Annotated in this window: 22 protein-coding genes; 9 read left to right on the forward strand and 13 right to left on the reverse strand. The window is 67.8% G+C overall.

Going from position 1 to position 23,545, the window contains the following annotated elements; genetic code table 11:
• Window positions 1-3 precede the first annotated feature (3 nt).
• Both A5791_RS14240 and A5791_RS14245 read left to right on the forward strand, forming a co-directional pair.
• Window positions 4-1,581: a class I SAM-dependent methyltransferase gene (locus tag A5791_RS14240; protein ID WP_067237533.1), complete on the forward strand. Its 1,578-nt coding sequence runs from the start codon at window positions 4-6 to the stop codon at window positions 1,579-1,581.
• Entirely contained in the window at window positions 1,578-2,180 is a 603-nt protein-coding gene (locus A5791_RS14245; protein WP_197504690.1) for an NUDIX hydrolase, read from the forward strand. Before A5791_RS14240 ends, A5791_RS14245 begins: the two co-directional genes overlap by 4 nt.
• Here A5791_RS14245 and A5791_RS14250 read toward each other — a convergent pair.
• The 4 genes from A5791_RS14250 to rfbD form a co-directional block, all read right to left on the reverse strand.
• The gene (locus A5791_RS14250) at window positions 2,146-2,907 is read right to left on the reverse strand and encodes a hypothetical protein (protein ID WP_231995903.1); all 762 of its coding nucleotides are present in this window, start codon (window positions 2,905-2,907) and stop codon (window positions 2,146-2,148) included. The genes A5791_RS14245 and A5791_RS14250 overlap by 35 nt on opposite strands.
• Before the next feature lie 213 nt (window positions 2,908-3,120).
• Complete coding sequence (locus A5791_RS14255) at window positions 3,121-4,194, reverse strand: sugar phosphate nucleotidyltransferase (RefSeq protein WP_067237540.1); 1,074 nt, start codon at window positions 4,192-4,194, stop codon at window positions 3,121-3,123.
• A 1-nt stretch (window position 4,195) separates the two neighbouring features.
• Window positions 4,196-5,080 (reverse strand): glycosyltransferase family 2 protein, encoded by an 885-nt coding sequence (locus A5791_RS14260; protein ID WP_067237543.1) that lies wholly within the window; start codon window positions 5,078-5,080, stop codon window positions 4,196-4,198.
• Window positions 5,073-5,978: a dTDP-4-dehydrorhamnose reductase gene (rfbD, locus tag A5791_RS14265; protein WP_067237547.1), complete on the reverse strand. Its 906-nt coding sequence runs from the start codon at window positions 5,976-5,978 to the stop codon at window positions 5,073-5,075. The genes A5791_RS14260 and rfbD overlap by 8 nt, the downstream gene beginning before the upstream one ends.
• A gap of 87 nt (window positions 5,979-6,065) precedes the next feature.
• Between rfbD and A5791_RS14270 the strand changes: the two genes are divergently transcribed.
• From A5791_RS14270 to ctpC, 4 genes are all read left to right on the forward strand, one after another.
• Entirely contained in the window at window positions 6,066-7,529 is a 1,464-nt protein-coding gene (locus A5791_RS14270) for an LCP family protein (RefSeq protein ID WP_369828071.1), read from the forward strand.
• The gene (locus tag A5791_RS14275) at window positions 7,517-8,242 is read left to right on the forward strand and encodes a TIGR03089 family protein (RefSeq protein WP_067237554.1); all 726 of its coding nucleotides are present in this window, start codon (window positions 7,517-7,519) and stop codon (window positions 8,240-8,242) included. The genes A5791_RS14270 and A5791_RS14275 overlap by 13 nt, the downstream gene beginning before the upstream one ends.
• A 101-nt stretch (window positions 8,243-8,343) precedes the next feature.
• The gene (locus tag A5791_RS14280) at window positions 8,344-8,625 is read left to right on the forward strand and encodes a DUF1490 family protein (RefSeq protein ID WP_067237558.1); all 282 of its coding nucleotides are present in this window, start codon (window positions 8,344-8,346) and stop codon (window positions 8,623-8,625) included.
• 10 nt (window positions 8,626-8,635) lie between these two features.
• Window positions 8,636-10,810: a manganese-exporting P-type ATPase CtpC gene (gene ctpC, locus A5791_RS14285; RefSeq protein ID WP_067237562.1), complete on the forward strand. Its 2,175-nt coding sequence runs from the start codon at window positions 8,636-8,638 to the stop codon at window positions 10,808-10,810.
• Between the two features lie 92 nt (window positions 10,811-10,902).
• On the opposite strand, the gene A5791_RS14290 is transcribed toward ctpC, so the two are convergent.
• A complete protein-coding gene (locus A5791_RS14290; RefSeq protein WP_369828073.1) occupies window positions 10,903-11,589 on the reverse strand; it encodes a cation transporter in 687 nt (228 codons plus the stop codon).
• Window positions 11,590-11,714: 125 nt separating this feature from the next.
• Between A5791_RS14290 and A5791_RS14295 the strand changes: the two genes are divergently transcribed.
• The 3 genes from A5791_RS14295 to A5791_RS14305 all read left to right on the forward strand — a co-directional run bounded on the left by A5791_RS14295 (window position 11,715) and on the right by A5791_RS14305 (window position 16,323).
• Window positions 11,715-12,632: a class I SAM-dependent methyltransferase gene (locus A5791_RS14295; RefSeq protein ID WP_067237746.1), complete on the forward strand. Its 918-nt coding sequence runs from the start codon at window positions 11,715-11,717 to the stop codon at window positions 12,630-12,632.
• A gap of 10 nt (window positions 12,633-12,642) precedes the next feature.
• Window positions 12,643-13,836 (forward strand): CoA transferase, encoded by a 1,194-nt coding sequence (locus A5791_RS14300; RefSeq protein WP_067237569.1) that lies wholly within the window; start codon window positions 12,643-12,645, stop codon window positions 13,834-13,836.
• Between the two features lie 207 nt (window positions 13,837-14,043).
• Window positions 14,044-16,323, forward strand: coding sequence for a bifunctional SulP family inorganic anion transporter/carbonic anhydrase (locus tag A5791_RS14305; protein WP_067237574.1), 2,280 nt, complete (start codon window positions 14,044-14,046; stop codon window positions 16,321-16,323).
• Between the two features lies 1 nt (window position 16,324).
• On the opposite strand, the gene A5791_RS14310 is transcribed toward A5791_RS14305, so the two are convergent.
• The 8 genes from A5791_RS14310 to A5791_RS14345 all read right to left on the reverse strand — a co-directional run bounded on the left by A5791_RS14310 (window position 16,325) and on the right by A5791_RS14345 (window position 23,524).
• Window positions 16,325-16,765: a response regulator gene (locus A5791_RS14310; protein WP_067237578.1), complete on the reverse strand. Its 441-nt coding sequence runs from the start codon at window positions 16,763-16,765 to the stop codon at window positions 16,325-16,327.
• On the reverse strand, window positions 16,762-18,327 hold the full coding sequence (locus tag A5791_RS14315; RefSeq protein WP_082966929.1) for an ATP-binding protein: 1,566 nt from the start codon (window positions 18,325-18,327) through the stop codon (window positions 16,762-16,764). The genes A5791_RS14310 and A5791_RS14315 overlap by 4 nt, the downstream gene beginning before the upstream one ends.
• Before the next feature lie 68 nt (window positions 18,328-18,395).
• Window positions 18,396-19,610 (reverse strand): PP2C family protein-serine/threonine phosphatase, encoded by a 1,215-nt coding sequence (locus A5791_RS14320; protein WP_067237749.1) that lies wholly within the window; start codon window positions 19,608-19,610, stop codon window positions 18,396-18,398.
• Window positions 19,611-19,854: 244 nt separating this feature from the next.
• Window positions 19,855-20,286, reverse strand: coding sequence for a TA system VapC family ribonuclease toxin (locus tag A5791_RS14325; protein ID WP_067237585.1), 432 nt, complete (start codon window positions 20,284-20,286; stop codon window positions 19,855-19,857).
• On the reverse strand, window positions 20,283-20,525 hold the full coding sequence (locus tag A5791_RS14330) for a CopG family transcriptional regulator (protein WP_067237588.1): 243 nt from the start codon (window positions 20,523-20,525) through the stop codon (window positions 20,283-20,285). The genes A5791_RS14325 and A5791_RS14330 overlap by 4 nt, the downstream gene beginning before the upstream one ends.
• A gap of 86 nt (window positions 20,526-20,611) precedes the next feature.
• Window positions 20,612-21,781 carry an acyl-CoA dehydrogenase gene (locus tag A5791_RS14335; protein WP_067237591.1) on the reverse strand — a complete coding sequence of 390 codons (1,170 nt, stop codon included), beginning with the start codon at window positions 21,779-21,781 and terminating at the stop codon, window positions 20,612-20,614.
• 13 nt (window positions 21,782-21,794) lie between these two features.
• A complete protein-coding gene (gene purE / locus A5791_RS14340; RefSeq protein ID WP_067237594.1) occupies window positions 21,795-22,310 on the reverse strand; it encodes a 5-(carboxyamino)imidazole ribonucleotide mutase in 516 nt (171 codons plus the stop codon).
• A complete protein-coding gene (locus A5791_RS14345; protein ID WP_082966926.1) occupies window positions 22,307-23,524 on the reverse strand; it encodes a 5-(carboxyamino)imidazole ribonucleotide synthase in 1,218 nt (405 codons plus the stop codon). The genes purE and A5791_RS14345 overlap by 4 nt, the downstream gene beginning before the upstream one ends.
• Window positions 23,525-23,545: the final 21 nt, after the last annotated feature.

A 23,545-nucleotide genomic window follows, 5' to 3' on the forward strand; every position in this document is an offset into this window, starting at 1 on the left:
CCCATGCGGACGTTCGCGGGCAAGGCGGCGGCGTCCGCTGACAAGATCCGCGGCGGCTACTACACGCCTGCGCCCGTCGCCCGGTTCCTGGCCCGCTGGGTACGGCAGGCCGGTCCGCGAATCCTCGAGCCGTCCTGCGGCGACGGCGCAGTCCTTCGTGAGCTGGCCGCGCTGAGCGGCGAAGTCCGCGGCGTGGAACTGGTGGCGGACGAGGCCGCGAAGTCGCGGGCCTTCGCTCCGGTCGACGCGGCGAACCTGTTCACCTGGGTGCGCGACGCCGGCGTCGGCAGCTGGGACGGGGTCGCGGGCAATCCGCCCTACATCCGGTTCGGCAATTGGCCGTCAGAGCAGCGCGAGCCGGCCCTGGAGCTGATGCGCGGCGTCGGGCTCAACCCGACCAAGCTGACCAATGCCTGGGTCCCGTTCGTCGTCGCCAGCACGGTGCTGGTGCGCGACGGCGGCCGGGTGGGCCTGGTGCTGCCCGCCGAGTTGCTCCAGGTCGGCTATGCCGCACAGCTGCGCGACTTTCTGGTCAGCCGCTTCGCCGAGATCACGCTGCTGACCTTCCAACGGCTGGTGTTCGACGGCATCCTGCAGGAAGTGGTGCTGTTCTGCGGGCTCGCCGGTCCCGGACCCGCACAGATCCGCACGGTCAGCCTGGGCGATGCCGACGCCCTCGCACACGCCGACCTGGACGTCGCCCGGGCTCCCGCCCTGTTGCACGAAAAGGAGAAGTGGACCAAGTATTTCCTGCGTCCCGCCGAGATCGAGCTATTGCGGACGCTCAGGTCATCCGGCGTCATGGCGCGGCTGGGCGATGTGGCCGAGGTCGACGTCGGCATCGTGACGGGCCGCAACAGCTTCTTCACCTTCACCGATGCGCAGGCCCGCACGCTCGGGCTGACCGAGCATTGCGTACCGCTCGTCTCCCGCAGCTCCCAGCTGAGCGGCCTCGTGTACGACGCCGACTGCCGCATCGGCGACGTCGCCGTCAATCACCGGACCTGGCTACTCGACGCACCGCACCAACCGACCGACCCGGCACTCGTCGCACACATCCGCGCCGGCGAGGCCGCCGGCGTGCACCGCGGTTACAAGTGCTCGATCCGCAAGCCGTGGTGGAGCACGCCGTCGCTGTGGATTCCGGACCTGTTCCTGCTGCGCCAGATCCACTTGGCACCCCGCCTGACCGTCAACGCCACCGCGGCAACCTGCACCGATACCGTCCACCGCGTCAGGATTAGCCGGCAATTCGATCCGGCCGCACTTGCCACGGTTTTCCACAACAGCGCGACGTTCGCCTTCGCCGAGATCATGGGCCGCAGCTACGGCGGTGGCATCTTGGAGCTGGAACCCGCCGAAGCCGAGCAGCTGCCCATTGCCCCGCCGGACTATGCCAGCGCCGAACTGGCCCAGGACGTGGATCTGCTGCTGAAGGCCAACGAAACCGAAAAGGCGCTCGACCTGGTGGATGCCCGGGTGCTTGTCGACGGTTTGGGCTTGTCGCGCGACGTCGTGGCGCAATGCCGATCGGCGTGGGCGGCGCTGCGGGATCGCCGGACCCGGCGGGGATCGCGGTGAGCGTCCGGGAGTCCACGATCGCGACCTTGACGCGGTGGCAGGCGCCCGACCCGGCCCAGGACTCGTTGCGGCAGGCAGTGCTGGCGTTCGTGCTGGCCCGCGACGACGCCTGCCTTCGTGAATGCGTGCCGGGCCACATCACCGCTTCGGCACTGGTGCTCGACGACAGCGGCGCTCAGGTGTTGCTCACCCTGCATCCGCGCCTGGGTCGCTGGGTACAGCTGGGCGGGCATTGCGAGGAGGACGACGACGACATCGTCGCCGCGGCGTTGCGCGAGGCCACCGAGGAATCCGGGGTGGCCGGTCTGCGCATCGCGCCCGAGCTGGCCGCCATCCATGTCCATCCGGTCACCTGCTCACTCGGCGTACCGACCCGCCATCTGGATTTGCAGTTCGTCGCCCAGGCACCGGCCGGCGCGCAGATCGCGCTCAGCGACGAGTCCGACGACTTGCGATGGTGGCCGGCCGACGCCCTGCCGTCCGGCACCGATCACGCGCTGCGGTACCTGGTGCAGCGGGCGACGAGATCGACACCAGCGCGGGGAATTGCGAGTGGACGCCACGCTAACGTCGATCTGGGCGATAGCCGCGACGAATGAGCGCTTGATACACCCGTCTGACCACATCATCCGGCCGATGTTCGGCGACCACTCGGATCGTGATCCAGCCCTTGTCCTGAACTTTGGCGTTTCGATTGATGTCGTTGACATAGCGTCGACGGTCGGTGCGGTGCTGGTCGCCGTCGTACTCCGCGGCGACCTGGAAGTGTTCCCAACCCATGTCGAGCACACCCACCAAATACCAACCGTCCACGACGGGTATCTGTGTGGTCGGCTTGGGCAAACCGGCGTCGATGAGCAATAGCCGCAACCAGGTTTCGCGGGGCGACGCGGCGCCACCATCCACCAGCGGCAGTAACTCCTCAAGCTGCCGCAGACCTCGCGCGCCCCGGTAGCGCTTGGCCAACACCCCGACGTCTTCTGCGGAAAACGGCGTGGCTCGCATCAGCGCGTCGAGTCGTTCCAATGCCTGGCCGCGCGGCAAATGACGACCGAGGTCGTAGGCGGTGCGCGCGACTGTCGTGACAGGAAGGCGCCGTCGCCACGTGACCTCGTCGGACCCGAGGGTCTCGTTGCGCACCACCAGCCCAGCTTGCGGCCGAGCGCTTTTCGCGACGAGTTCGACGGGCGTGTCGGCGTCCACCCATTGCGCTCCATGCAGCGCGGAGGCTGCGGCACCCGCCACGACCGCGCGCCGACGCGACCAGAGCCACGCGCCGAGCATGCGATCGTTCAGCGACGGTGCAGCCGACTTGGGCACGTACACGTCGCGAAATATCGGCCGATACCAACGTCGGAGCTGATGCTCGGTCAGCTCACCTGAATCGACGGCATCGCTGCCATGAATACTTCGGCCATGCGGCACATCGTGATCCGCGGTACCGACACCTCCGTCGAGATCGACGCCAGCGCGGAAAAGATCGAGTGGACGCCACGCTAGCGTCGATCTCGACGAAGGCAACAGCTAGACGAAGGCGACTCAGACGTCGGACGAATACCGGATGCCGCCGTCGGGGATGGAGACACCCGGCCACACCCGGGCGCCGCGTAGCAGCTCACAACGGGCACCGATGTCGGCGCCGTCGCCGATCACGCCGTCGCGGATCAGCGCCCGCGGACCGATGCGCACACCGAAGCCGACGATCGAGCGCTCGATCACGCTGCCCGCCTCGACCTTCGCGCCGTCGAAGATCACCGCGCCGTCCAGCCGGACGCCGGGGCCGATCTCGGCGCCCCGCCCGACGACGGTCCCGCCGATCAGCACCGCACCGGGAGCCACCGCCGCGCCGTCGTGCACCCACTGCTCGCCGCGATGGCCGCCCATGGCCGGTGACGGCGCGATCCCGCGCACCAGATCCGCCGATCCGCGCACGAAGTCTTCCGGTGTGCCCATGTCGCGCCAATAGCTGGCGTCGACGTAACCGCAGATCGTGATGTGTATGTCGGAGAGCAGCATCGGGAACACCTCGCGTTCCACCGACACCTCTCGGCCCCGCGGTATCCGGTCGATGATGTGGCGCTTGAAGACGTAGCAGCCGGCGTTGATCTGATCGGTCGGCGGGTCCTGGGTCTTCTCCAGGAATGCGGTGACGCGGCCGTCCGCGGTGGGGACGCAGCCGAACGCCCGCGGGTCGCCCACTCGCACCAGGTGCAGGGTGACGTCGGCCTGTTCGGCCCGGTGGAACTCCAGCAGCTCGCCCAAGTCGGCGCCGGAGAGCACGTCGCCGTTGAACACCATCACGGTGTCGTGCCGCAGCTTGTCGGCCACGTTGGCGATGCCGCCACCGGTGCCCAGCGGCTGCTCCTCGGTCACGTAGTCGATCTCCAGGCCCAGCTTCGACCCGTCGCCGAACTCGGCCTCGAACACCGCGGCCTTATACGACGTGCTGAGGATCACGTGCTCGATGCCGGCGGCCGCGATCCGCGACAACAAATGGGTGAGAAAAGGCATCCCGGCGGTGGGCAGCATCGGCTTGGGCGCCGATAGCGTCAGCGGCCGCAGCCGGGTGCCCTTACCGCCGACCAGCACCACCGCGTCGACCGGGGTAGTCAACTCAATCCCGCCCTTCTCCGAGCTTGAGCAGTCTGCGACGCGAACTGCGCACCATCAAACGGGAGCGCACCGCCAGCGATCCCCGCAGCACCCAGCGCAACGGCGCCCGCCACCAACCGGGATGCCGATCGGCCAGGAAAATGTAGGTGCTCTTGTGGTGCGCGGTCAGGTGGCTTGCCGGGTCGCGGCCGGTGGAGTGGCCCTTGTGATGCAGCACTTCGGCGGACGGAACGTACACACTCAGCCAGCCGGCCCTGCCGAGCCGGTCGCCGAGGTCGACGTCCTCCATATACATGAAGTAGCGCTCGTCGAAACCGCCGATTTCGGTGAAGGCGGACCGGCGCACCAGCAGGCACGATCCCGACAGCCAGCCCACCACGCGTTCGCTGGGCTCGAGCCGCTCCTGGCGGTAGGCCGCCGTCCACGGATTGCCCGGCCAGACCGGCCCGAGCAGCGCGTGCATGCCGCCCCGGATCAGGCTGGGCAGGTGGCGCGCCGACGGGTACACCGACCCGTCGGGGTCACGGATCAGCGGTCCGAGCGCCCCGGCCCCCGGCCAGCGGGTCGCGGCGTCCAACAGGGCGTCGATGCTGCCCGGTCCCCACTGCACGTCGGGGTTGGCCACGATCACCCACTCGTCATCGCTGTCGAGTTGCGCGATGGCGCGATTCGCGGCGGTTCCATACCCGAGGTTGCCTCCGGTCTCGAACAGCCGCACGTTGTCGTAGCGCTCGATCGCGGCCTGCGGTGCCCCGTCGGTGGACCCGTTGTCGGCCATCACCACGCTCACCGGACGCTCGGTGGCCAGCGACAACGAAGCCAGGAACCGCTCCAGATGGGGTCCCGGCGAGTAGGTCACCGTCACGACCGGCAGCACGTCAGTCACGCGTAGAGGGTAACGGTCGTTCGACACAGGCGCGGCTGTGACTTGCTGCCAGTGCAGCGACAAGTGCACTGCGCCAGGGTCTTAACGGCGTCAGGCCCGCCTCGGCGGACTCCCGGCTGCCCAGCGCGGAGTAGTGCGGGCGGGGCGCCGGCCGCGGAAATTGCGCGGTGCTGACCGGCCGCACCCGCTGCGGATCGGCGCCGCATTCTTCGAACACCGCGCGGGTCTGCTCGAATCGGGATACCGCGCCCTGGTTGGCGGCGTGCAGGATGGGCCCCCGCGCGCGACCGTCTGCCACCTCGAGCACCGCGTCGGCCAGGTCGGCGACATAGGTCGGCGAGCCGATCTGGTCGTCGACCACGTCCACCGGCCCTTCATCGGCGGCCAGCCGGCGCATCACGGCGACGAAGTCCTTGCCGTTGCCGCCGGTGTAGAGCCACGCGGTCCGCACCACAATCCCATCCGGCAGCGCTGCCAGCACCGCCTTTTCGCCGGCCAGCTTGCTGCACGCGTACACACCCTGCGGCGCGGTGTCATCGCTCGGCTCATACGGGTGTGGGTCGGACCCCGCCGGCTGCGCGCCGAACACAAAGTCGGTGGAGATGTGAATCAGCCGCGCTCCGGCGCGTGCGCAGGCCCGCGCGATGAGTTCGGGGCCTTCGGCGTTCACCGCGAAGGCGCCGGCTTCATCGCTCTCGGCAGCGTCGACGTTCGTGTAGGCCGCGCAATTGACCACCACGTCGCCACGCTGTACGAACCGCTGCGCAGCGCCCGCGTCGGTCACGTCCCAGTCCGACGACGTCAGCGCCACCACATCGCGGCCCTGGTGAGCAGCCCGTGCCGCCAAACGACTGCCCAGCTGTCCGCTGGCGCCGGTGATCACGAGCCGTTCTGACATGTGTTCGAGTCTGGCATGCCGGACGCGTGCCTCGGGCACGCCGGGGGTTAGCTTCCCGCCAAGCGGGTGTGTCGCAAGTAACCTATTGTGATGCCTGTGCAACGTGTGGTTCGTGTGGTTGCCACTGTGCTGACTGTTGCGGTCGTCCTCGGCACCGGGGTCGCGTGGAGCAATGTTCATTCGTTCCAGGACGGCATCTTCCACATGTCGGCACCCTCGTTGGGCAAGGGCGGCGACGACGGCGCGATCGACATCTTGCTCGTCGGCCTGGACAGCCGCACGGACGCCCACGGCAACGCTCTGTCCGCCGAGGAATTGGCGACATTGCGGGCCGGCGACGAGGAAGCCACCAACACCGACACCATCATCCTGATCCGGATACCGAACAACGGCAGGTCGGCCACCGCGATCTCGATTCCTCGGGACTCCTACGTCCAGGCCCCCGGTTTGGGCAAGACCAAGATCAACGGCGTCTACGGCCAGACCAGGGAGATCAAGCGGACCCGCCTGGTCCAAGCCGGAGCGTCGGCCGGCGAGGCCGCAGCGCAGGGCACCGAGGCGGGTCGCGAGGCACTGATCAAGACGGTCGCCGACCTGACCGGCGTCACTGTCGACCACTACGCCGAGATCGGGTTGCTGGGTTTCGCGTTGATCACCGATGCGCTCGGCGGCGTCGACGTGTGCCTCAAAGAGGCTGTGTACGAACCACTTTCAGGCGCCGACTTTCCGGCCGGCCGGCAGAAGCTGAACGGGCCGCAGGCGCTCAGCTTCGTCCGCCAGCGCCACGAGCTCCCGCGCGGCGACCTGGACCGGGTGGTGCGTCAGCAGGTGGTGATGGCCTCGCTGGCACACCGGGTCATCTCCGGCAAGACGTTGTCCAGCCCGGCCACGCTGAAACGGCTGGAGGCCGCCGTGCAGCGGTCGGTAGTGCTGTCGTCGGGCTGGGACATCATGGATTTCATGCAGCAGCTGCAGAAGCTGGCCGGCGGCAACGTCGCCTTCGCCACCATCCCGGTACTCGACGGCTCCGGCTGGAGCGACGACGGCATGCAAAGCGTGGTGCGGATCGACCCGCGCCAAGTCCAGCAGTGGGTCGACGGCCTGCTGCACGAGCAATCTCAGGGCAAAACCGAGCAGCTGGCCTACACGCCCGCCAAGACCACCGCCAACGTCGTCAACGACACCGACATCAACGGATTGGCCGCCGCGGTCTCGGACGTGTTGAGCGCCAAGGGATTCGCCACCGGCTCCGTCGGCAACAACGACGGCGGGCATGTGAAGAACAGCCAGGTGCGTGCCGCCAAGCCCGACGACATGGGCGCCCAGGAGGTCGCCAAGGAATTGGGCGGGTTACCGGTGGTCGCCGATGCGTCGGTGCCGGCCGGATCGGTTCGGGTGGTACTGGCCAACGACTACACCGGCCCCGGCTCGGGACTTTCCGGCGCTGTCACGCCGCCCCGCACGTCCGGCGGCGGCTCTCCCGACGGCACCGCTCCCCCGCCATCGCCGATCCTCACCGCGGGCTCCGACAAGCCGGAATGCATCAACTGAGCACGCTGAGCGGGGTGATCCTGGACCCGCTGCTGCGGGCCGACCCGGTCGGCCCGCGCATCACCTACTACGACGACGCCAGCGGAGAGCGCATCGAGCTGTCCGCGGTGACGCTGGCCAACTGGGCCGCCAAGACCGGCAACCTGCTGCGAGACGAGCTGGCCGCCGGTCCGGGGAGCCGGGTCGCGGTGTTGCTGCCGGCGCATTGGCAGACCGCGGCGGTGCTGTTCGGGGTCTGGTGGATCGGCGCCGAGGTAGTGCTTGACGGCCCCGCAGACCTGGCTCTGTGTACGGCCGAGCGGCTGGCTGACGCGGACGCCGCGGTCGGCGGCGGCCCAGGAGGTGAGGTGGCGGTGCTGTCGCTGGACGCCTTCGGCCGCCCGGCGCCCGACCTGCCCGTCGGGGTCACCGACTACGCGACCGCGGTGCGGGTGCACGGCGACCAGATCGTCCCCGAGCGCCATCCCGGTCCCGCACTCGCCGGCCGATCGGTGGACGAACTGGTGACCGACTGCGAAAACTCCGCGGCTACAAGGGGTTTGACGGCGGGCGATCGAGTGCTGTCCACCGCAGCGTGGAACACGGCGGAAGACGTGGTCGACGGGTTGCTGGCGGTGTTGTCCGTCGGCGGGTCCCTGGTTCAAGTCGCCAATCCCGACCCGAAGGCGCTGCAACACCGGATCGACACCGAAAAGGTGACGAGAGTCCTGTAGCGGCCAGGCGCCGTTCCACCGGCAGATACATGTTGATATCGCAATATTTCGATGTTAGCGTCGTCGGAAAGAACAATACGGCAGCAGCGGAAGGTAGGGCGATGGCGGTCTACGGGCTCTTGGGCAAGGCGGCGTCGACGGTGGTCACCGGGTTGGCCGGGGTGACGGCCTACGAGCTGTTGCGCAAGGGGCTGGCCAAGGCGCCGCTGCACGAGACGGCGGTATCGGCGGCAGCCCTAGGGCTGCGCGGGACCCGTAGGGCTGAGGAGGCCGCCGAATCGGCGCGGCTCAAAATCGCCGACGTGATGGCCGAGGCCCGCGAGCGCATCGGCGAGGAAGCACCCACTCCCGCCGTCGGTGACGTCCATCAGCACGAGCACTGATCGCCACCGCATGGCCCTCGCGGTTGTCGAAGAGATCGCATCACCCGAAGACCCCGCCCTGCAAGTGGTTTCGGACGCGGCCGGACGGATGCGCGTCCAGGTGGCATGGGTGCGCTCCGATTCCCGGCGGGCCGTGGCGGTCGAAGAGGCGGTAGCCAAGGAGAACGGTGTCCGCGTGGTGCACGCGTACCCGCGCACCGGGTCCGTCGTCGTCTGGTACTCGCCGACGCGTTGCGACCGCGCGGCGGTGCTGGCGTCCATCAGCGGCGCCGCGCACGTCGCTGCGGAGCTCATCCCCGCGCGGGCGCCGCACTCGTCGGAGATCCGCAACGCCGACGTGCTGCGCATGGTCATCGGCGGCGCCGCGCTGACCTTGCTCGGAGTGCGCCGCTACGTGTTCGCGCGCCCGCCGCTGCTGGGGCCCAGCGGCCGGCTGGTCGCCACCGGGGTCACCGTCTTCACCGGCTACCCGTTCCTGCGCGGCGCCCTGCGCTCACTGCGCTCAGGTAGGGCCGGCACCGACGCGCTGGTATCGGCAGCCACCGTGGCCAGCCTCATTCTGCGCGAGAACGTCGTTGCGCTCACCGTGCTGTGGCTGCTCAACATCGGCGAGTACCTGCAGGACCTGACCCTGCGACGGACCCGGCGAGCCATCTCCGAGCTGCTGCGCGGCAACCAGGACACCGCCTGGATCCGGCTGGCCGACCTCACCGAGATACAGGTGCCGATGGACACCGTCCAGATCGGCGACGAGGTGGTGGTGCACGACCACGTGGCGATCCCGGTCGATGGCGAGGTGCTCGACGGCGAGGCGATCGTCAACCAGTCGGCCATCACCGGGGAGAACCTGCCGGTGTCGGTGACGGCCGGAACACACGTGCACGCGGGTTCCGTCGTCGAGCGGGGGCGGCTGGTGGTGCGCGCCCGCGCCGTCGGCAAGCAAACCACCATCGGCCGCATCATCACCAGAGTCGAAGAGGCGCAACATGATCGGGCGCCGATTCAGACGGTCGGCGAGAACTTCTCCCGGCGGTTCGTGCCGACGTCGTTCATCGTCTCGGCAATCACCATGCTGATCACCGGCGACGTCCGGCGCGCGATGACGATGCTGCTCATCGCCTGCCCCTGCGCGGTGGGCTTGTCCACTCCGACGGCGATCAGCGCCGCGATCGGCAACGGCGCGCGCCGCGGCATCCTGATCAAGGGCGGATCGCATCTGGAACAGGCGGGCCGATTCGACGCGATCGTCTTCGACAAGACCGGAACGCTGACCGTGGGCCGGCCGGTGGTCACCAATATCGTTGCCATGCACAAGGATTGGGAGCCCGAGCAGGTGCTGGCCTACGCCGCCAGCTCGGAGATCCACTCGCGGCACCCGCTGGCCGAGGCGGTGATCCGCTCGACCGAGGAACGCCACATCAGCATCCCGCCGCACGAGGAGTGCGAGGTGCTGGTCGGCCTGGGCATGCGGACCTGGGCCGACGGCCGGACCCTGCTGCTGGGCAGCCCGGGCCTGCTGCGTTCGGAAAAAGTGCGGGTGTCCAAGAAGGCGTCGGAGTGGGTGGACAAGCTGCGGCGCCAGGCCGAGACCCCGCTGCTGCTCGCGGTGGACGGCAAGCTGGTGGGCTTGATCAGCCTGCGCGACGAGGTGCGACCCGAGGCAACCGATGTCCTGAAGGATTTGCGCGCCAATGGCGTTCGCCGGATCGTCATGCTCACCGGGGACCACCCGGAGATCGCCGAGGTGGTCGCGCGGGAGTTGGGCATCGACGAATGGCGCGCCGAGGTGATGCCGGAGGACAAGCTCGAGGTGGTACGCGAGCTGCAGAACGACGGCTACGTCGTCGGGATGGTCGGCGACGGCATCAACGACGCCCCGGCGCTCGCCGCCGCCGACATCGGAATCGCCATGGGCCTGGCCGGCACCGACGTCGCCGTCGAGACCGCCGACGTGGCGCTGGCCAACGACGACTTGCACCGCCTGCTTGACGTGCGGGACCTGGGCGCGCGGGCGGTCGACGTGATCCGGGAGAACTACGGGATGTCCATCGCGGTCAACGCCGCGGGACTGCTCATCGGCGCGGGCGGGGCGCTGTCGCCGGTACTCGCCGCGATCCTGCACAACGCGTCGTCGGTGGCGGTTGTGGTCAACAGCTCTCGGCTGATCCGCTACCGCCTGGACTGATCACCCGATCCCCCGCCGAGCGTGCGTGCATGTACATCGTCGGACGGCGGGTCGCGGGCAAACGCGCACGCTCGCCAGGCCGTTTCGTCCGATCAGCAGCCGCAATCCTCGCCGCGCCAGGCCCGGATGCCCGACCAGATTGCGATCCCGGCGATGGCGAGCCCGATCACCGGGTCCACCCACCAAGCACCGGACCAGCTGGCGGTGATCGCCAGACCGATCAGCACCCCGGCGGCCTGGGCAGCACACAGGTAGTTCTGGGTACCTTCGCCCTTGGTCGCCCCGGAGCCCAGTCGCGCGGCCAGTCTGTGCTTGACCCAACCCAATGTCGGCATCAGGACGAGAGCCAGCGCCGTCAGCCCGATACCGATCAGCGAGGTCTCGGCGTGCCTGCCCTCGACCAAGTGGTGAATCGACTCGGCGGCGATGTATGGCGCGGTCAACCAGAACGAGACCGCGACCCCGCGCTGGGCCCGTCGCTCGGACTTGTCGCAGTGGGTGCGTGAGCCGCTGAAGCGCCAGATCACCATCGCGCTGGCCAGCCCCTCGGGCGCGCTGCCCAGCGCCCACCCGGTCAGCGCGACCGACCCGACCGCCAGGCCCTGCCACAGCCCGATCGCGCCCTCGGAAAGCATCACCACCAGGCTCACCCACGCCAGCCGCCGGGCCCATCGCGCGCTGCGCTGCCATCCGGCGTCGCGGGTGTCAGGCACTTGCAACGCGGGTCCGTCGCAGCAGGTATCAACCCCGGTATTGCCGACCGAGGGGGAAGTAGTCACCGGCCGCATCTCACGATGCTAAAGGCAAGGCGGGGCTCGGCGCTGTAAAGCTGGCGAGCGGCGGCGGCGGGCGTGTCGTTAATCTGTCTAACCAGTACGACGTGACGGACGGAGAGACGACGCCGATGGCACGCACCGACAACGACACCTGGGACCTCGCGACCAGCGTGGGAGCCACCGCCACCATGGTGGCCGCCGGACGTGCCCGGGCCACCAGAGCGGGACTGATCGACGACCCCTTCGCCGAGCCGCTGGTGCGCGCGGTAGGCATCGACTTCTTCACCCGGTGGGCCGGCGGCGAACTCGACTCCGCCGCGGTCGACGAACCCGCCGCCCCGTGGGGCATGCAGCGCATGACCGACCTGCTGGCCGCCCGCACCCGCCACATCGACGCGTTCTTCGCCGAAGCGGCGGCGGTGGGGATACGCCAGGCGGTCATCTTGGCCTCCGGCCTGGACGCTCGCGGATACCGGCTGAAATGGCCGGCCGGCACGACGGTGTTCGAGATCGACCAGCCCCAGGTCATCGAGTTCAAGGCCGCGACCATCGCCGGTCTCGGCGCCGAACCGACCGCCGACATCCGCGCCGTCCCCATCGACCTGCGGCACGACTGGCCGTCGGCGCTCCGCGATGCCGGCTTCGACACCGAACGTCCCGCCGCGTGGGCGGCCGAGGGCCTGCTGGGGTTCCTGCCGCCGGATGCCCAGGACCGGTTGCTGGACAGCGTCACCGCCCTCAGCTCCGACGGCAGCCGGCTGATGGCCGAAATCTTCATGAATTCCGGTCCCAATCTGGCGGCGTTGAATGCCGCCGGTCAGCGATGGCGCGAGCAGGGTCTCGACGTCGTAATGGAGAACCTGGGTTTCCCCGGCGAACGCAACGATGTGGCCACCTACCTGGACCAGCGCGGTTGGGAAACGGCGCGAACCCCGCTCAACAAGTTGTTGGCCGACAACGGATTACCGGTGCACCCCGCCGGGGCCGATGGAGACGCGCCGTTCGCCCGCAACTACTACTGCACCGCGGTATTGCACAAGAATTGAGGAGCTCGGAATGTCGAACAGCGAGGCGGTCAAGCCACTTGACGGGTTCCGGGTACTGGATTTCACCCAGAACGTCGCCGGACCGCTGGCCGGACAGGTGCTGGCCGACCTCGGCGCCGAAGTCATCAAGATCGAGGCGCCCGGCGGCGAGGCGGCCCGTCACATCACCGCCGTTTTGCCCGGGCGCCCGCCGCTGGCCACCTACTTCCTGCCCAACAACCGGGGCAAGAAGTCGGTGACGGTGGACCTGACCGACGAAGAGTCCAAGCAGCAGGTGCTGAACTTGGCCGACACCGCCGACGTGGTGCTGGAAGGGTTTCGTCCCGGGGTCATGGAGAAGATGGGCCTGGGACCCGACGACCTGCGGTCACGCAACCCCAAGCTGATCTACGCCCGCCTGTCGGCCTTCGGCGGCAACGGCCCGCACAGCAGCAGGCCGGGTGTCGACCTGATGGTCGCCGCCGAGTCGGGCATGACCACGGGGATGCCCACCCCGGACGGCAAGCCGCAGATCATCCCGTTCCAGCTCGTCGACAACGCCAGCGGCCATGTCCTGGCCCAGGCGGTGCTGGCCGCGCTGCTCAACAGGGAGCGCCACGGCGTGGCCGACACCGTCCGGGTCGCCATGTACGACGTTGCGGTGGGGCTGCAGGCCAACCAGCTGACCATCCATCTGAACCGTCCCGCCGCGCCCCCGAACAGCAGCGCCGACCAGGCGCCGAAAGCCAAGCGGCGCAAGGGGGTCGGGTTCGCCACCCAGCCGTCCGACGCCTACCGGGCCGCCGACGGCTACCTCGTGCTGTCCGCATATGTGCCCAAGCACTGGGCGAAGCTGTGCGAGATCATCGGCCGCCCCGACCTGCTCGAAGACGAGCGATTCATCGACCAGCGTGCACGGGCCCTCAACTACCCCGAATTGACCGAAGAACTCGAGTCCGCCCTGGCCGCCAAAACCGCTGCCGAATGGGTCGAGCTGCTCCACGAAGGCGGACTCATGGCCTGTCTGCCCTACACCTGGAAGCAGGTCGTCGACACTCCGCTATTCGCCGAGAACGACCTCGCCCTGGACGTCGGCAGCGGGGACAGAGCGATCACGGTGATCCGCACGCCGGCTCGCTACTCCAGCTTCAGCGCCGTGGCAACCGATCCGCCGCCGGCGCTCGGCGAGCACAACGACACATTTCTCGCGCCGGACTCAAGTTAACGACAAATGTGCATTATTTGAATTCTTTGAATTGCCGATGAATCCGCTTCGGATTCACCGCATTTGCAAAGTCGTCGACGAGGATTTCTACAGAATGCTTTAGGGGGCAGCATATTTGCTGCCCGCAAATTTGGCCGATTCACGTTCAACGGCGAGCGCTCATGACTGCAGCCGGCCACCTGACTGACCGGTTCGAGGAGTCAAACGATGACGACCGACGTCCAGAGTCAACCCGGGAAAACCGATACCAACCGGCTCGTCGGTGCGCTCAGGTCCGGCGCCTTCCTGCCAAACCTGCGGCACGACATACCGTCGTCGATCGTCGTCTTCCTTGTGGCGCTGCCCCTTTCGCTGGGGATCGCCATCGCCTCCGGGGCGCCGCTGATGGCAGGTTTGATCGCGGCGGTGGTCGGCGGCATCGTCGCAGGCTCCCTCGGTGGCTCGATGCTGCAGGTCAGCGGGCCGGCCGCGGGCCTCACCGTGGTAGTCGCCGGTCTGATCAGCGACTTCGGCTGGCAGATGACGTGCATCATCACCATGTGCGCCGGTGGGATCCAGATCCTGTTCGGCGTGGTCAAGGTGGCTCGCGCCGCACTCGGCGTGGCTCCTGTCGTGGTGCACGCCATGCTGGCCGGCATCGGCGTCACCATCGTTTTGCAGCAGGTCCACGTCCTGATGGGCGGCTCGTCACGCAGCTCGGCGTGGAAGAACATCGAAGCGCTGCCCGGCGGCATCCTCCACCACGAGCTGCACGAAGTGATCGTGGGCGGCATCGTCATCGCCATCCTGCTGTTGTGGCCCAAGCTGCCCGCCAAGATCCGCTTCATTCCCGGCGCCCTGGTGGCCATCGTGGCGGCCACCGCGGTCGCCGAGGCGGCGGGGCTGGAAGGCGTGGACCGAATCAACCTTTCCGGCAACTTCTTCCACGCCATCGGCTTGCCGCAGCTGCCCCCCACCACCCCGGGCGGAGTGCCGTGGATCCACGAGATCAGCGGCGTGGCCCTGGGTGTCGTCACCGTCGCCCTGATCGCCAGCGTCGAATCGCTGCTGTCGGCGGTCGCGGTCGACAAGCTGCACAACGGCCCGCGCGCGAACTTCAACCGGGAGATGATCGGACAGGGCAGCGCCAACCTGGTGTCGGGGCTGCTGGGTGGCCTGCCGATCACCGGGGTCATCGTCCGCAGCTCCACGAACGTAGCCGCCGGCGCTCGCAGCCGGGCCTCGGCGATACTGCACGGCATCTGGATCCTGCTGTTCGCGTCGCTGCTGACCGATCTGGTGGAACTCATACCCAAGGCAGCGCTGGCCGGCCTGCTGATCGTCATCGGCATCCAGCTGGTGAAGCTGGCCCACATCAAACTCGCTTGGCGCACAGGGAATTTCGCCATCTACACCATCACCATCGGATGCGTGATATTCCTGAACCTGCTCGAGGGTGTGGCGATTGGACTCGGCGTCGCGATCTTCATGCTGTTGACGCGGTTGGTACGCGCACCGATCGAGGCCCGGCCGTACGGGGACGCCGAGTCGAAAAACTGGCGGATCGACATCGACGGCACGCTCAGCTTCCTGCTGCTGCCCCGCCTGACCACGGTGCTGTCCACGATGCCGCCCGGGTCTCACGTGCGGCTCACGCTCAACGCGGACTACATCGACGAGGCGGTCTCCGAAGCCATTTCCGACTGGCGTTTGGCGCACGAGGCGACGGGTGGGGCCGTTGTCATCGTCGAGACGTCGCCGGCGACACTGCATCACGCACACACCAGCCGGCCCAAGCGTCATTACCGGCGCCCGCCGGCGCAGGCCGTTTCGCGCAACGGAGACCACGGCGCCCATGGGGACGCCGGGCTTTCGATTCTCGACGGCGTCGACGCTTACCATCGGGACGGTCGCGGAGAGCTGTACCCGCGGCTTGCCGACCTGACCGAAGCGACGACACCGAGTGCGGTGTTCCTCACCTGCGCCGACTCTCGGGTCTTGCCGGACGTGATCACCGCCAGTGGGCCGGGCGACTTGTATATCGTCCGCAACGTCGGCAACCTGGTGCCCACCGATGCGACCGACCGATCGGTGGATGCCGTGCTCGACATCGCGTTCAACCAGTTCGGTGTGACTTCCGTTGTGGTGTGCGGCCATTCGTCGTGCCGGGCGATGGAGGTCCTGCATTCCGGACTTCATGACGCCGGCGACCACACGGCTGTCGGCCAGTGGCTCGAACACGGTCGTGACAGCCTCGCCGCGTTCCGGGACGGTCATCCGGCACGCGTGGGTGCGGAATCCGACGGCCTGCGCGAGGCCGACCAGCTGGCCATCGTGAACGTGGTTGTGCAGATGGAAAAGCTGGCCCGCAACCCGATCTTGGCCCCCGCCAAGGCCGCCGGCACTTTGAAGGTCTACGGCATGTTCTTCGACATTTCGACGGCCCGTGTCTACGAGGTGAATCAGCAGGGACTCGTGCGGCCCGTCGAGCCTGCGGCCGTGACCTAGCTCAGCTTTGCGGCAGCCGCACGACCTGAAGAAAGAACTCGTCGATTTGCCGCACCGCGCTGATGAATTGGTCGAGGTCGACCGGCTTGGTGACGTAGGCGTTGGCGTGCAGTTGGTAACTGCGCAGGATGTCCTCCTCGGCCGAGGAGGTAGTGAGCACGACGACCGGGATGCGGGACAGGTCGGGATCGAACTTGATCTTCTCGAGCAGTTGCCTGCCGTCGTATTTCGGCAGGTTCAAGTCGAGCAGGATCAGGTCGGGTCGCGGCGCGTCCTGGTATTCGCCGCGTCGGTAGAGGAAGTTCAGTCCCTCCTCACCGTCGTGCGCGACGTGCAGGCGGTTGCTGAGCTTGTTGTGCTCGAATGCTTCCCGGGTGATGAGCTCGTCGCCCGGGTCGTCTTCGACGAGCAGAATCTCGATTGGTCGGCCGTCCGGAATCATTCGCGCGCTCCTTCTGCTGGGTCCGCCGAGACGGCGGAGTGTTGTGCGTCCGCGCCGGCCAGTAACAGCTCGGCGTCAGGCTCGACACCAGGTTGAGCGGTAGGCACCTTGAACTCGAACCGGGTCCCGTCGGTGTACGACGTGTCGATCCCGATGGTGCCGCCGTGGTGCTCGACTATTTTCTTGCACAGCGCCAGGCCCAAACCGGTTCCGCCGTACACGTCGCGGCCGTGCAGGCGCTGGAAAATCAAAAAGACCTTGTCGGTGAACTCTGGTGCGATGCCGATACCGTTGTCAGTGACGGTGACCACGATGTCGTCGGTGCGCTGTTGGCAGTCGATGACGACGCGGGGTGCACGATCTTCCCGGCGAAACTTGACCGCGTTGCCAATCAGGTTCTGCCACAACATGGTCAGCAGCATCGGGTCGCCGGTGATCTGCGGCAGCCCGTGCTCCGGGCGCACGATCTGGGCGTCGGATTCCTCTATCGCGGTGGCCAGGTTGGCCAGCGCGGCATCCAGCGCGTCGTCAAGGTCCACCTCGGCGCTCGTCGTCCCCAGCCGGCCGACCCGGGAGAAGCTGAGCAGGTCGTTGATCAGTACCTGCATGCGTTTGGCCCCGTCGACCGCGTAGCCGATGTATTCGGAGGCGCGGTCGTCGAGCTTGTCGCCGTACCGCTTCTCCAGCAGCTGACAGAACGAGGTGACCTTTCGCAGCGGTTCCTGCAGATCGTGCGACGCCACATAGGCGAACTGTTCGAGCTCGGCGTTCGAACGCCGCAATTCGGCCGTCTGCTCGTCCAATTGCGCTGTCGCCGAACGTGATACCTCGAGCGCTTCGACGATGCGCTGTCGCATGTTCTCCACGTCGATCGCCATATCCCGGATGTCTTTCGGTCGCTGCGGCGGCGAGATGCGTTCCCCGAAGTTGCCCTCGGTGATCCGTCGGCAGGCCGAAGCCAGGTCAGCCAGCGGAAGGGTGACCGCGCGCCGGGTCAACACCCCCAGCAGGGTCGCCGTGAGGCAGAACAGCAGTACCATTGCGCCCAGCACGCTGTCGCGCCAGTCGGCGATTTTGCGGGCCTGGTCGATGGCCTGTTGCTGCGCCCAGGCGAGGTGCGCGTTCTGGGTTTCGAAAAGCGCACGCAGATGGTCGAATTCGGCCTTGTCGAGCTCCGCCGCCGTGCGGCTCACCAGATTGGGTGCCGTCGGCGTCACAGCGGCGATGACGGGCTCGGCGTAGTTTTTCCGCCACTCCCGCGCGGTCGTCTCGATCGCATCCAGGTCGGCGATCAGGTCGGCGCGCTCGCCCAGTCGCTGCCGAATGGCTTGAGCCGCAACCTGTTCGGCTTGCTGCCCGTCGTAGTACGGGGCGAGGAACTGCCGATCGGCAGAGATCAGGTAACCACGGGTGCCGGTCTCCTGGTCGCGCAACGCCGACTGCAGCTGGCCCGCGGCTATCCTCGCCGGCGAGATGCCGTCGGTCAGCCCGTGCGACACGTCGTCGGCGCGATGCAGCAACACCGTCCCCACCGCAGCACCCGCGAGCACCAGCACACCCATGCTGAACAACACCAGGAATTGCCATTCACGCACGGTGAGCTGCAGCTCCCGCAGGTTGAACTTGAGGCTCACTCGGCGGTCCGCTCCACGCGCAGCACGGCTATGTCGTCGCTGAGCCCGCCCAGCGGTTGCGCCAGTTCCTGTGCCCCGTCGATCAGCGCGTCGACGAACGCCGGTCCCGGCAAGTCCGCATGCGTTCGGGCCAGGGCCAGCAGGCCGTCTTCGCCGAGCCGTTCGTTGCCCCGTCCCGAGTAGCCCTCGAAGAGTCCGTCGGTGAGCAGCACCAGCCCGTGATTCGCCGGCAACATCAACTCGTGATGCGGCCAGTCGTCGGCCCGAAGGCCCAGGGCCGGACCACCCGGCGGCACGATCCATTCGACCGTGCCGGGACCGCCGGAGCCGTGCAGCAACATCCCCGGATGACCGGCCCGGATGGCCGTGATGGGTTGGCCGTCGCCGCGGCCGGTGCCTCCCGGAATGGTCAGGTTGAGCACCGTCGCGAAGATTCCTCTGCCTGCCCGCTCGGCATGCAGTACCCGCTCCAGCTGTGCCATCAGCGCAGCGCCGTGCACACCGGCGAGGGTGAGTGCACGCCAGGCGATCCGCAGTGCCGCGCCCAACGCGGCCTCGTTGGGTCCGTGGCCGGCGACGTCACCGATCACGACGTGGACCGTCTGGTCGGGTGTCTGCACAACGTCGTAGAAGTCCCCGCACAGCAACGCGTCCTCGCGGCTCGGCCGATACCGGGTCACGATCTCGACACCCGAGTTCTCGTGCAGCAACGGGGACGGCAGCAGGCCGCGCTCCAGCAAAGCGTTCTCGCGAGCCCGGAGTTGGCTTGCGCGCAGATCGGCCGCGATCAGCTCGGCGCGTTTGCGTTCGATGGCGTAGAACACCGCACGCCGCAGCACATCGGGTTCGACGCGGCCCTTGACCAGGTAGTCCTGCGCACCGGCGGCCACCGCCGAAGCCCCGAAGTACTCGTCGTTCAGCCCGGTCAGCACGACGATGGGGACGGTGGCGTCATGCTTGGCGATGCGCTCCAGCGCCTCGATGCCATGGGCATCCGGCAAATGCAGGTCCAGGAGTACGCAGTCGGGCCGGGCGGCGGCCAGCTCACGCTCCGCGTGTGCCATCGACTCGGCCCACACCACGCGAATATCGGCGACCGTGTCGGCGATCAGCTCTTCCACAAGTACCGCGTCGGCTCGGTCATCCTCGACCAGCAGCAACGACAGCGACCGCCAATTGGCCACCTGGGCAACTGGAGCTCGCGATTGCATCAAGTCCCGGCCGCGCACGGGTGCTTCACCTCATACCCTCTCGGACACAGGTTGGACGCCGGCGGGTATGCCGAAAAGGCCGGTACCTGTGGCCGTTCACGTGTCTCGCCAGCCCGACTGGTGGTTGCCATTACGCGGCCTTGGTCCTAAAGCCTCAGTGGATGGTATGCGGTGAAGCCGAGCTTTTGTCCTCGTTCCCCTATGTGTCGGGGCTTTCCTCGTCAGCGCGGCAATACCGGCGACATCAGATCAGCGCCAGGTTACGCGTGCTTGCGTGCCGAACCGCGTCAATGGGAATCGATTGATCCAGCGTCGCGAACCGGCCGCCGTTGGCGGTGGCGAGCGCGAGTAGATATGCGTCGGTCACCTGGCGATGTCCGTGCAATCGTGAATAGTCGATGAGCTCGTCGTCCAGCAGGCTGACCGAACACGTCCAGTACTCGTGATATTCCGTCGCAGCGGCATTTGCCAACTTCCTGATCGCCTGAGCAGGTGGCACCGGGCTGGGATATCGAGGCTGGCTGATGAGGCGAACGAAGCCGTTCTGAGTTATCGCACACGACGCCCAGCCGTGACCGATCTCGGCGCCGACCCATCGGCGAACGCGCTGGTGGTCGACGTGATCGCTGTCAAGCAGTGCGACGAGGACATTGACGTCCAGCAGCGCGCGCGTCACACCGCTTCTTCGTCACGCAGCCGGTCGACGAAAGCGTTGGACACCGCCGGGCCCCGATGCTCAAAGGGCTCGAAACCATAGAAGCTCGTTGGCCCTGTGCGCGGATCGGCGCTTTGCTGTTGCGTCAACGCCTGCCGGGCGAGATCCGACAGTACCTGGCCCGCGGTCCGGTTCTCACGGCGCGCGCGTTCCTTCACCGCGAGCAATACGTCATCGTCCAACGACAGCGTGGTGCGCATGCATCTGATGTTAATGCATCAACTGGGTGGACGCCGGCCGAGCAGCACAGGCCGAACATGCGGCGTCGGCCGCGGGGCGCTGCTCGTCAGCGCAGCAAGGCGCGCGACATCACCACCCGCTGAATCTGGTTGGTGCCCTCGTAGATCTGAGTGATCTTGGCGTCGCGCATCATCCGTTCGACCGGGAAGTCGGTGGTGTAGCCGGCGCCGCCGAACAGCTGTACGGCCGACTCCGTGACGTCCATGGCGGTGTCGGAGGCGAAGCACTTCGCCGCCGCCGAGATGAATCCGAGGTTGGGCTCGCCGCGTTCGGCGCGGGCAGCGGCGGTGTACACCATCAAGCGGGCGGCTTCCACTTTCATCGCCATGTCGGCCAGCTCGAACTGCACGCCCTGGAACTCCGAGATCGACTTGCCGAACTGCTTGCGCTCCTTGGTATATGCCACCGTCGCGTCCAGCGCGCCCTGCGCGAGGCCCACGGCCTGCGCCCCCACGGTGGGGCGGGTGTGGTCGAGGGTCTGCAGCGCGGTCTTGAACCCGGTGCCCGGCTCGCCGATGATCCGATCGCCGGGGATGCGGCAGTTCTCGAAGTACAGCTCGGTGGTCGGCGAGCCCTTGATGCCCAGTTTCTTTTCCTTCGGCCCGACGCTGAATCCCTCGTCGTCCTTGTGCACCATGAACGCCGAGATGCCGTTGGCGCCGCGGTCCGGATCGGTCACCGCCATCACGGTGTACCAGGTCGACATGCCGCCGTTGGTGATCCAGCACTTGGTGCCGTTGAGAATCCAGTCGTCACCGTCGGCCTTGGCCCGGGTTCGCATCGACGCGGCATCGCTGCCGGCCTCGCGCTCGCTCAGCGCGTAGGACGCCATGGCCCCTTCGTTGGCGATCGACGGCAGCACCTGCTTCTTCAGCTCTTCGGAACCCTGCAGGATCAGGCCCATGGTGCCCAGCTTGTTCACCGCCGGGATCAACGAGGCGGACGCGTCGACGCGCGCCACTTCTTCGATCACGATGCAGGCCGCCACCGAATCCGCGCCCTGACCGCCGTACTGCTCGGGAATGTGCACCGCGTTGAAACCGGACGCATTCAGCGCCGCCAGCGCCTCTTCGGGGAACCGGGATTTTTCGTCCACGTCTTTGGCGCAGGGAGCGATCTCCCGTTCCGCCAGCGCGCGGATCGCGGCCCGCAGTTCGTCATGCTCCTCGGGCAGTTTGTACACATCAAAGTCGGGGTTTCCGGCCCATCCAGCCATGTCAGCCTCCTCGCTACTCGCCGGTAACTTTATCGTGCAGCTCCTGCAGCGCCGCATCCTTGGCCCGTACGGTCTCGGCCAACTGGTCCTGGAACGCGACGATCCGGGCGCGCAGCCGCGGGTCGGCCGATCCCAGGATCCGCACCGCCAGCAAACCGGCGTTGCGGGCCCCACCGATGGACACCGTGGCCACCGGAACTCCGGCGGGCATCTGCACGATCGACAGCAACGAGTCCAGGCCGTCCAGGCGGGCCAGCGGCACCGGCACCCCGATCACCGGCAACGGCGTCGCGGCGGCAACCATCCCGGGCAGGTGGGCGGCACCGCCGGCGCCGGCGATGATCACCTCGATGCCGCGGCCGGCCGCGCTGCGCGCGTAGTCGAGCATGTCCGCTGGGGTGCGGTGCGCCGAGACCACCCGAACCTCGGTGGGGATGCCGAACTCGGCCAAGGCGTCGGCGGCGTCGGACATCACCGACCAATCGCTGTCGCTGCCCATGATGACCGCGACGCGGGCTTGCTGGTTCATCTAAGCCGCTCCTCCTCGGCGCGATGCGCGTCCCATCCATCGGCCCACTCGGCGTGTGACAACCAGTGTGCCGCCAGCTCGGCGCGTTCACGCAGCTTGCCTGGATCCGCGCCCACAAAATTGACGTGCCCGACCTTCCGACCGGGACGTTCGGCCTTGCCGTACAGGTGGACGCGGGCGTCGGGCATGCGGGCGAACAGGTGGTGCAACCGCTCGTCGACGGTCATCGCCGGCTGCTGCTCCGCGCCCAGCACATTGGCCATCACCGTCACCGGTGCAATGGCAGCCGTGTCCCCAAGCGGGTAGTCGAGCACGGCGCGCAGATGCTGTTCGAACTGGCTGGTACGCGATCCGTCCATGGTCCAGTGACCAGAGTTGTGCGGCCGCATCGCGAGCTCGTTGACCAGCAGTGCGCCGTTGGTGGTTTCGAACAGCTCGACGGCGAGAACACCGGCCACGCCGAGCTCGTCCGCCAACCGCAGGGCCAGGCGCTGCGCGCCCGCGGCGGAGTCCTCGGGCAAGTCCGGCGCCGGGGCGATCACCTGCACGCAGATGCCATCTCGTTGCACCGTCTCGACGACCGGCCAGGCCGCGCCCTGGCCGAACGGGGAGCGCGCCACCAGCGCCGACAGTTCCCGCCGCAGATTCACCTGCTCCTCGGCCATCACCGGCACCCCGTCGGCCAGGAAGCTGGCCGCGATCTCGCGGGCGTGCGACGGGTCGCGCGCCATCCGCACCCCACGCCCGTCGTAGCCGCCGCGGACCGCCTTGACGACCACGGGGCCGGCTATGTCCCGCGCGAAGGCATCGAGTTCGTCGACGCTTCGGATCTCGGCATAACGGGGCACCGGCGCGCCCAGCGCCTCCAGCCGCTGCCGCATCACCAGCTTGTCCTGGGCGTGCACCAGCGCCTGCGGCGACGGCGCCACGGCGATGCCCTCGGCGACCAGCTTCTCCAGCAGCTCGGTCGGCACCAGCTCATGGTCGAAGGTCAGCACGTCGGCTCCGTCGGCAACCTGACGCAGCGCCGCAAGGTCGGTGTGCAAGCCGATCACCACGTCGGGGCTGACCTGAGCGGCGGGTTCATCGGCGTTGAGCGCCAGCACCCGCAAGGTCTGTCCCAACGCGATTGCTGCCTGGTGAGTCATCCGGGCAAGTTGGCCGCCGCCCACCATCGCGACCAACGGCGTTCGTGTACTCGGCACGGCCATCATGGTGTCATGGGGCCTGACCGG

Origin of the sequence: Mycobacterium sp. 852002-51163_SCH5372311 (assembly GCF_001667115.1) — a bacterium.
GTDB lineage: Bacteria > Actinomycetota > Actinomycetes > Mycobacteriales > Mycobacteriaceae > Mycobacterium.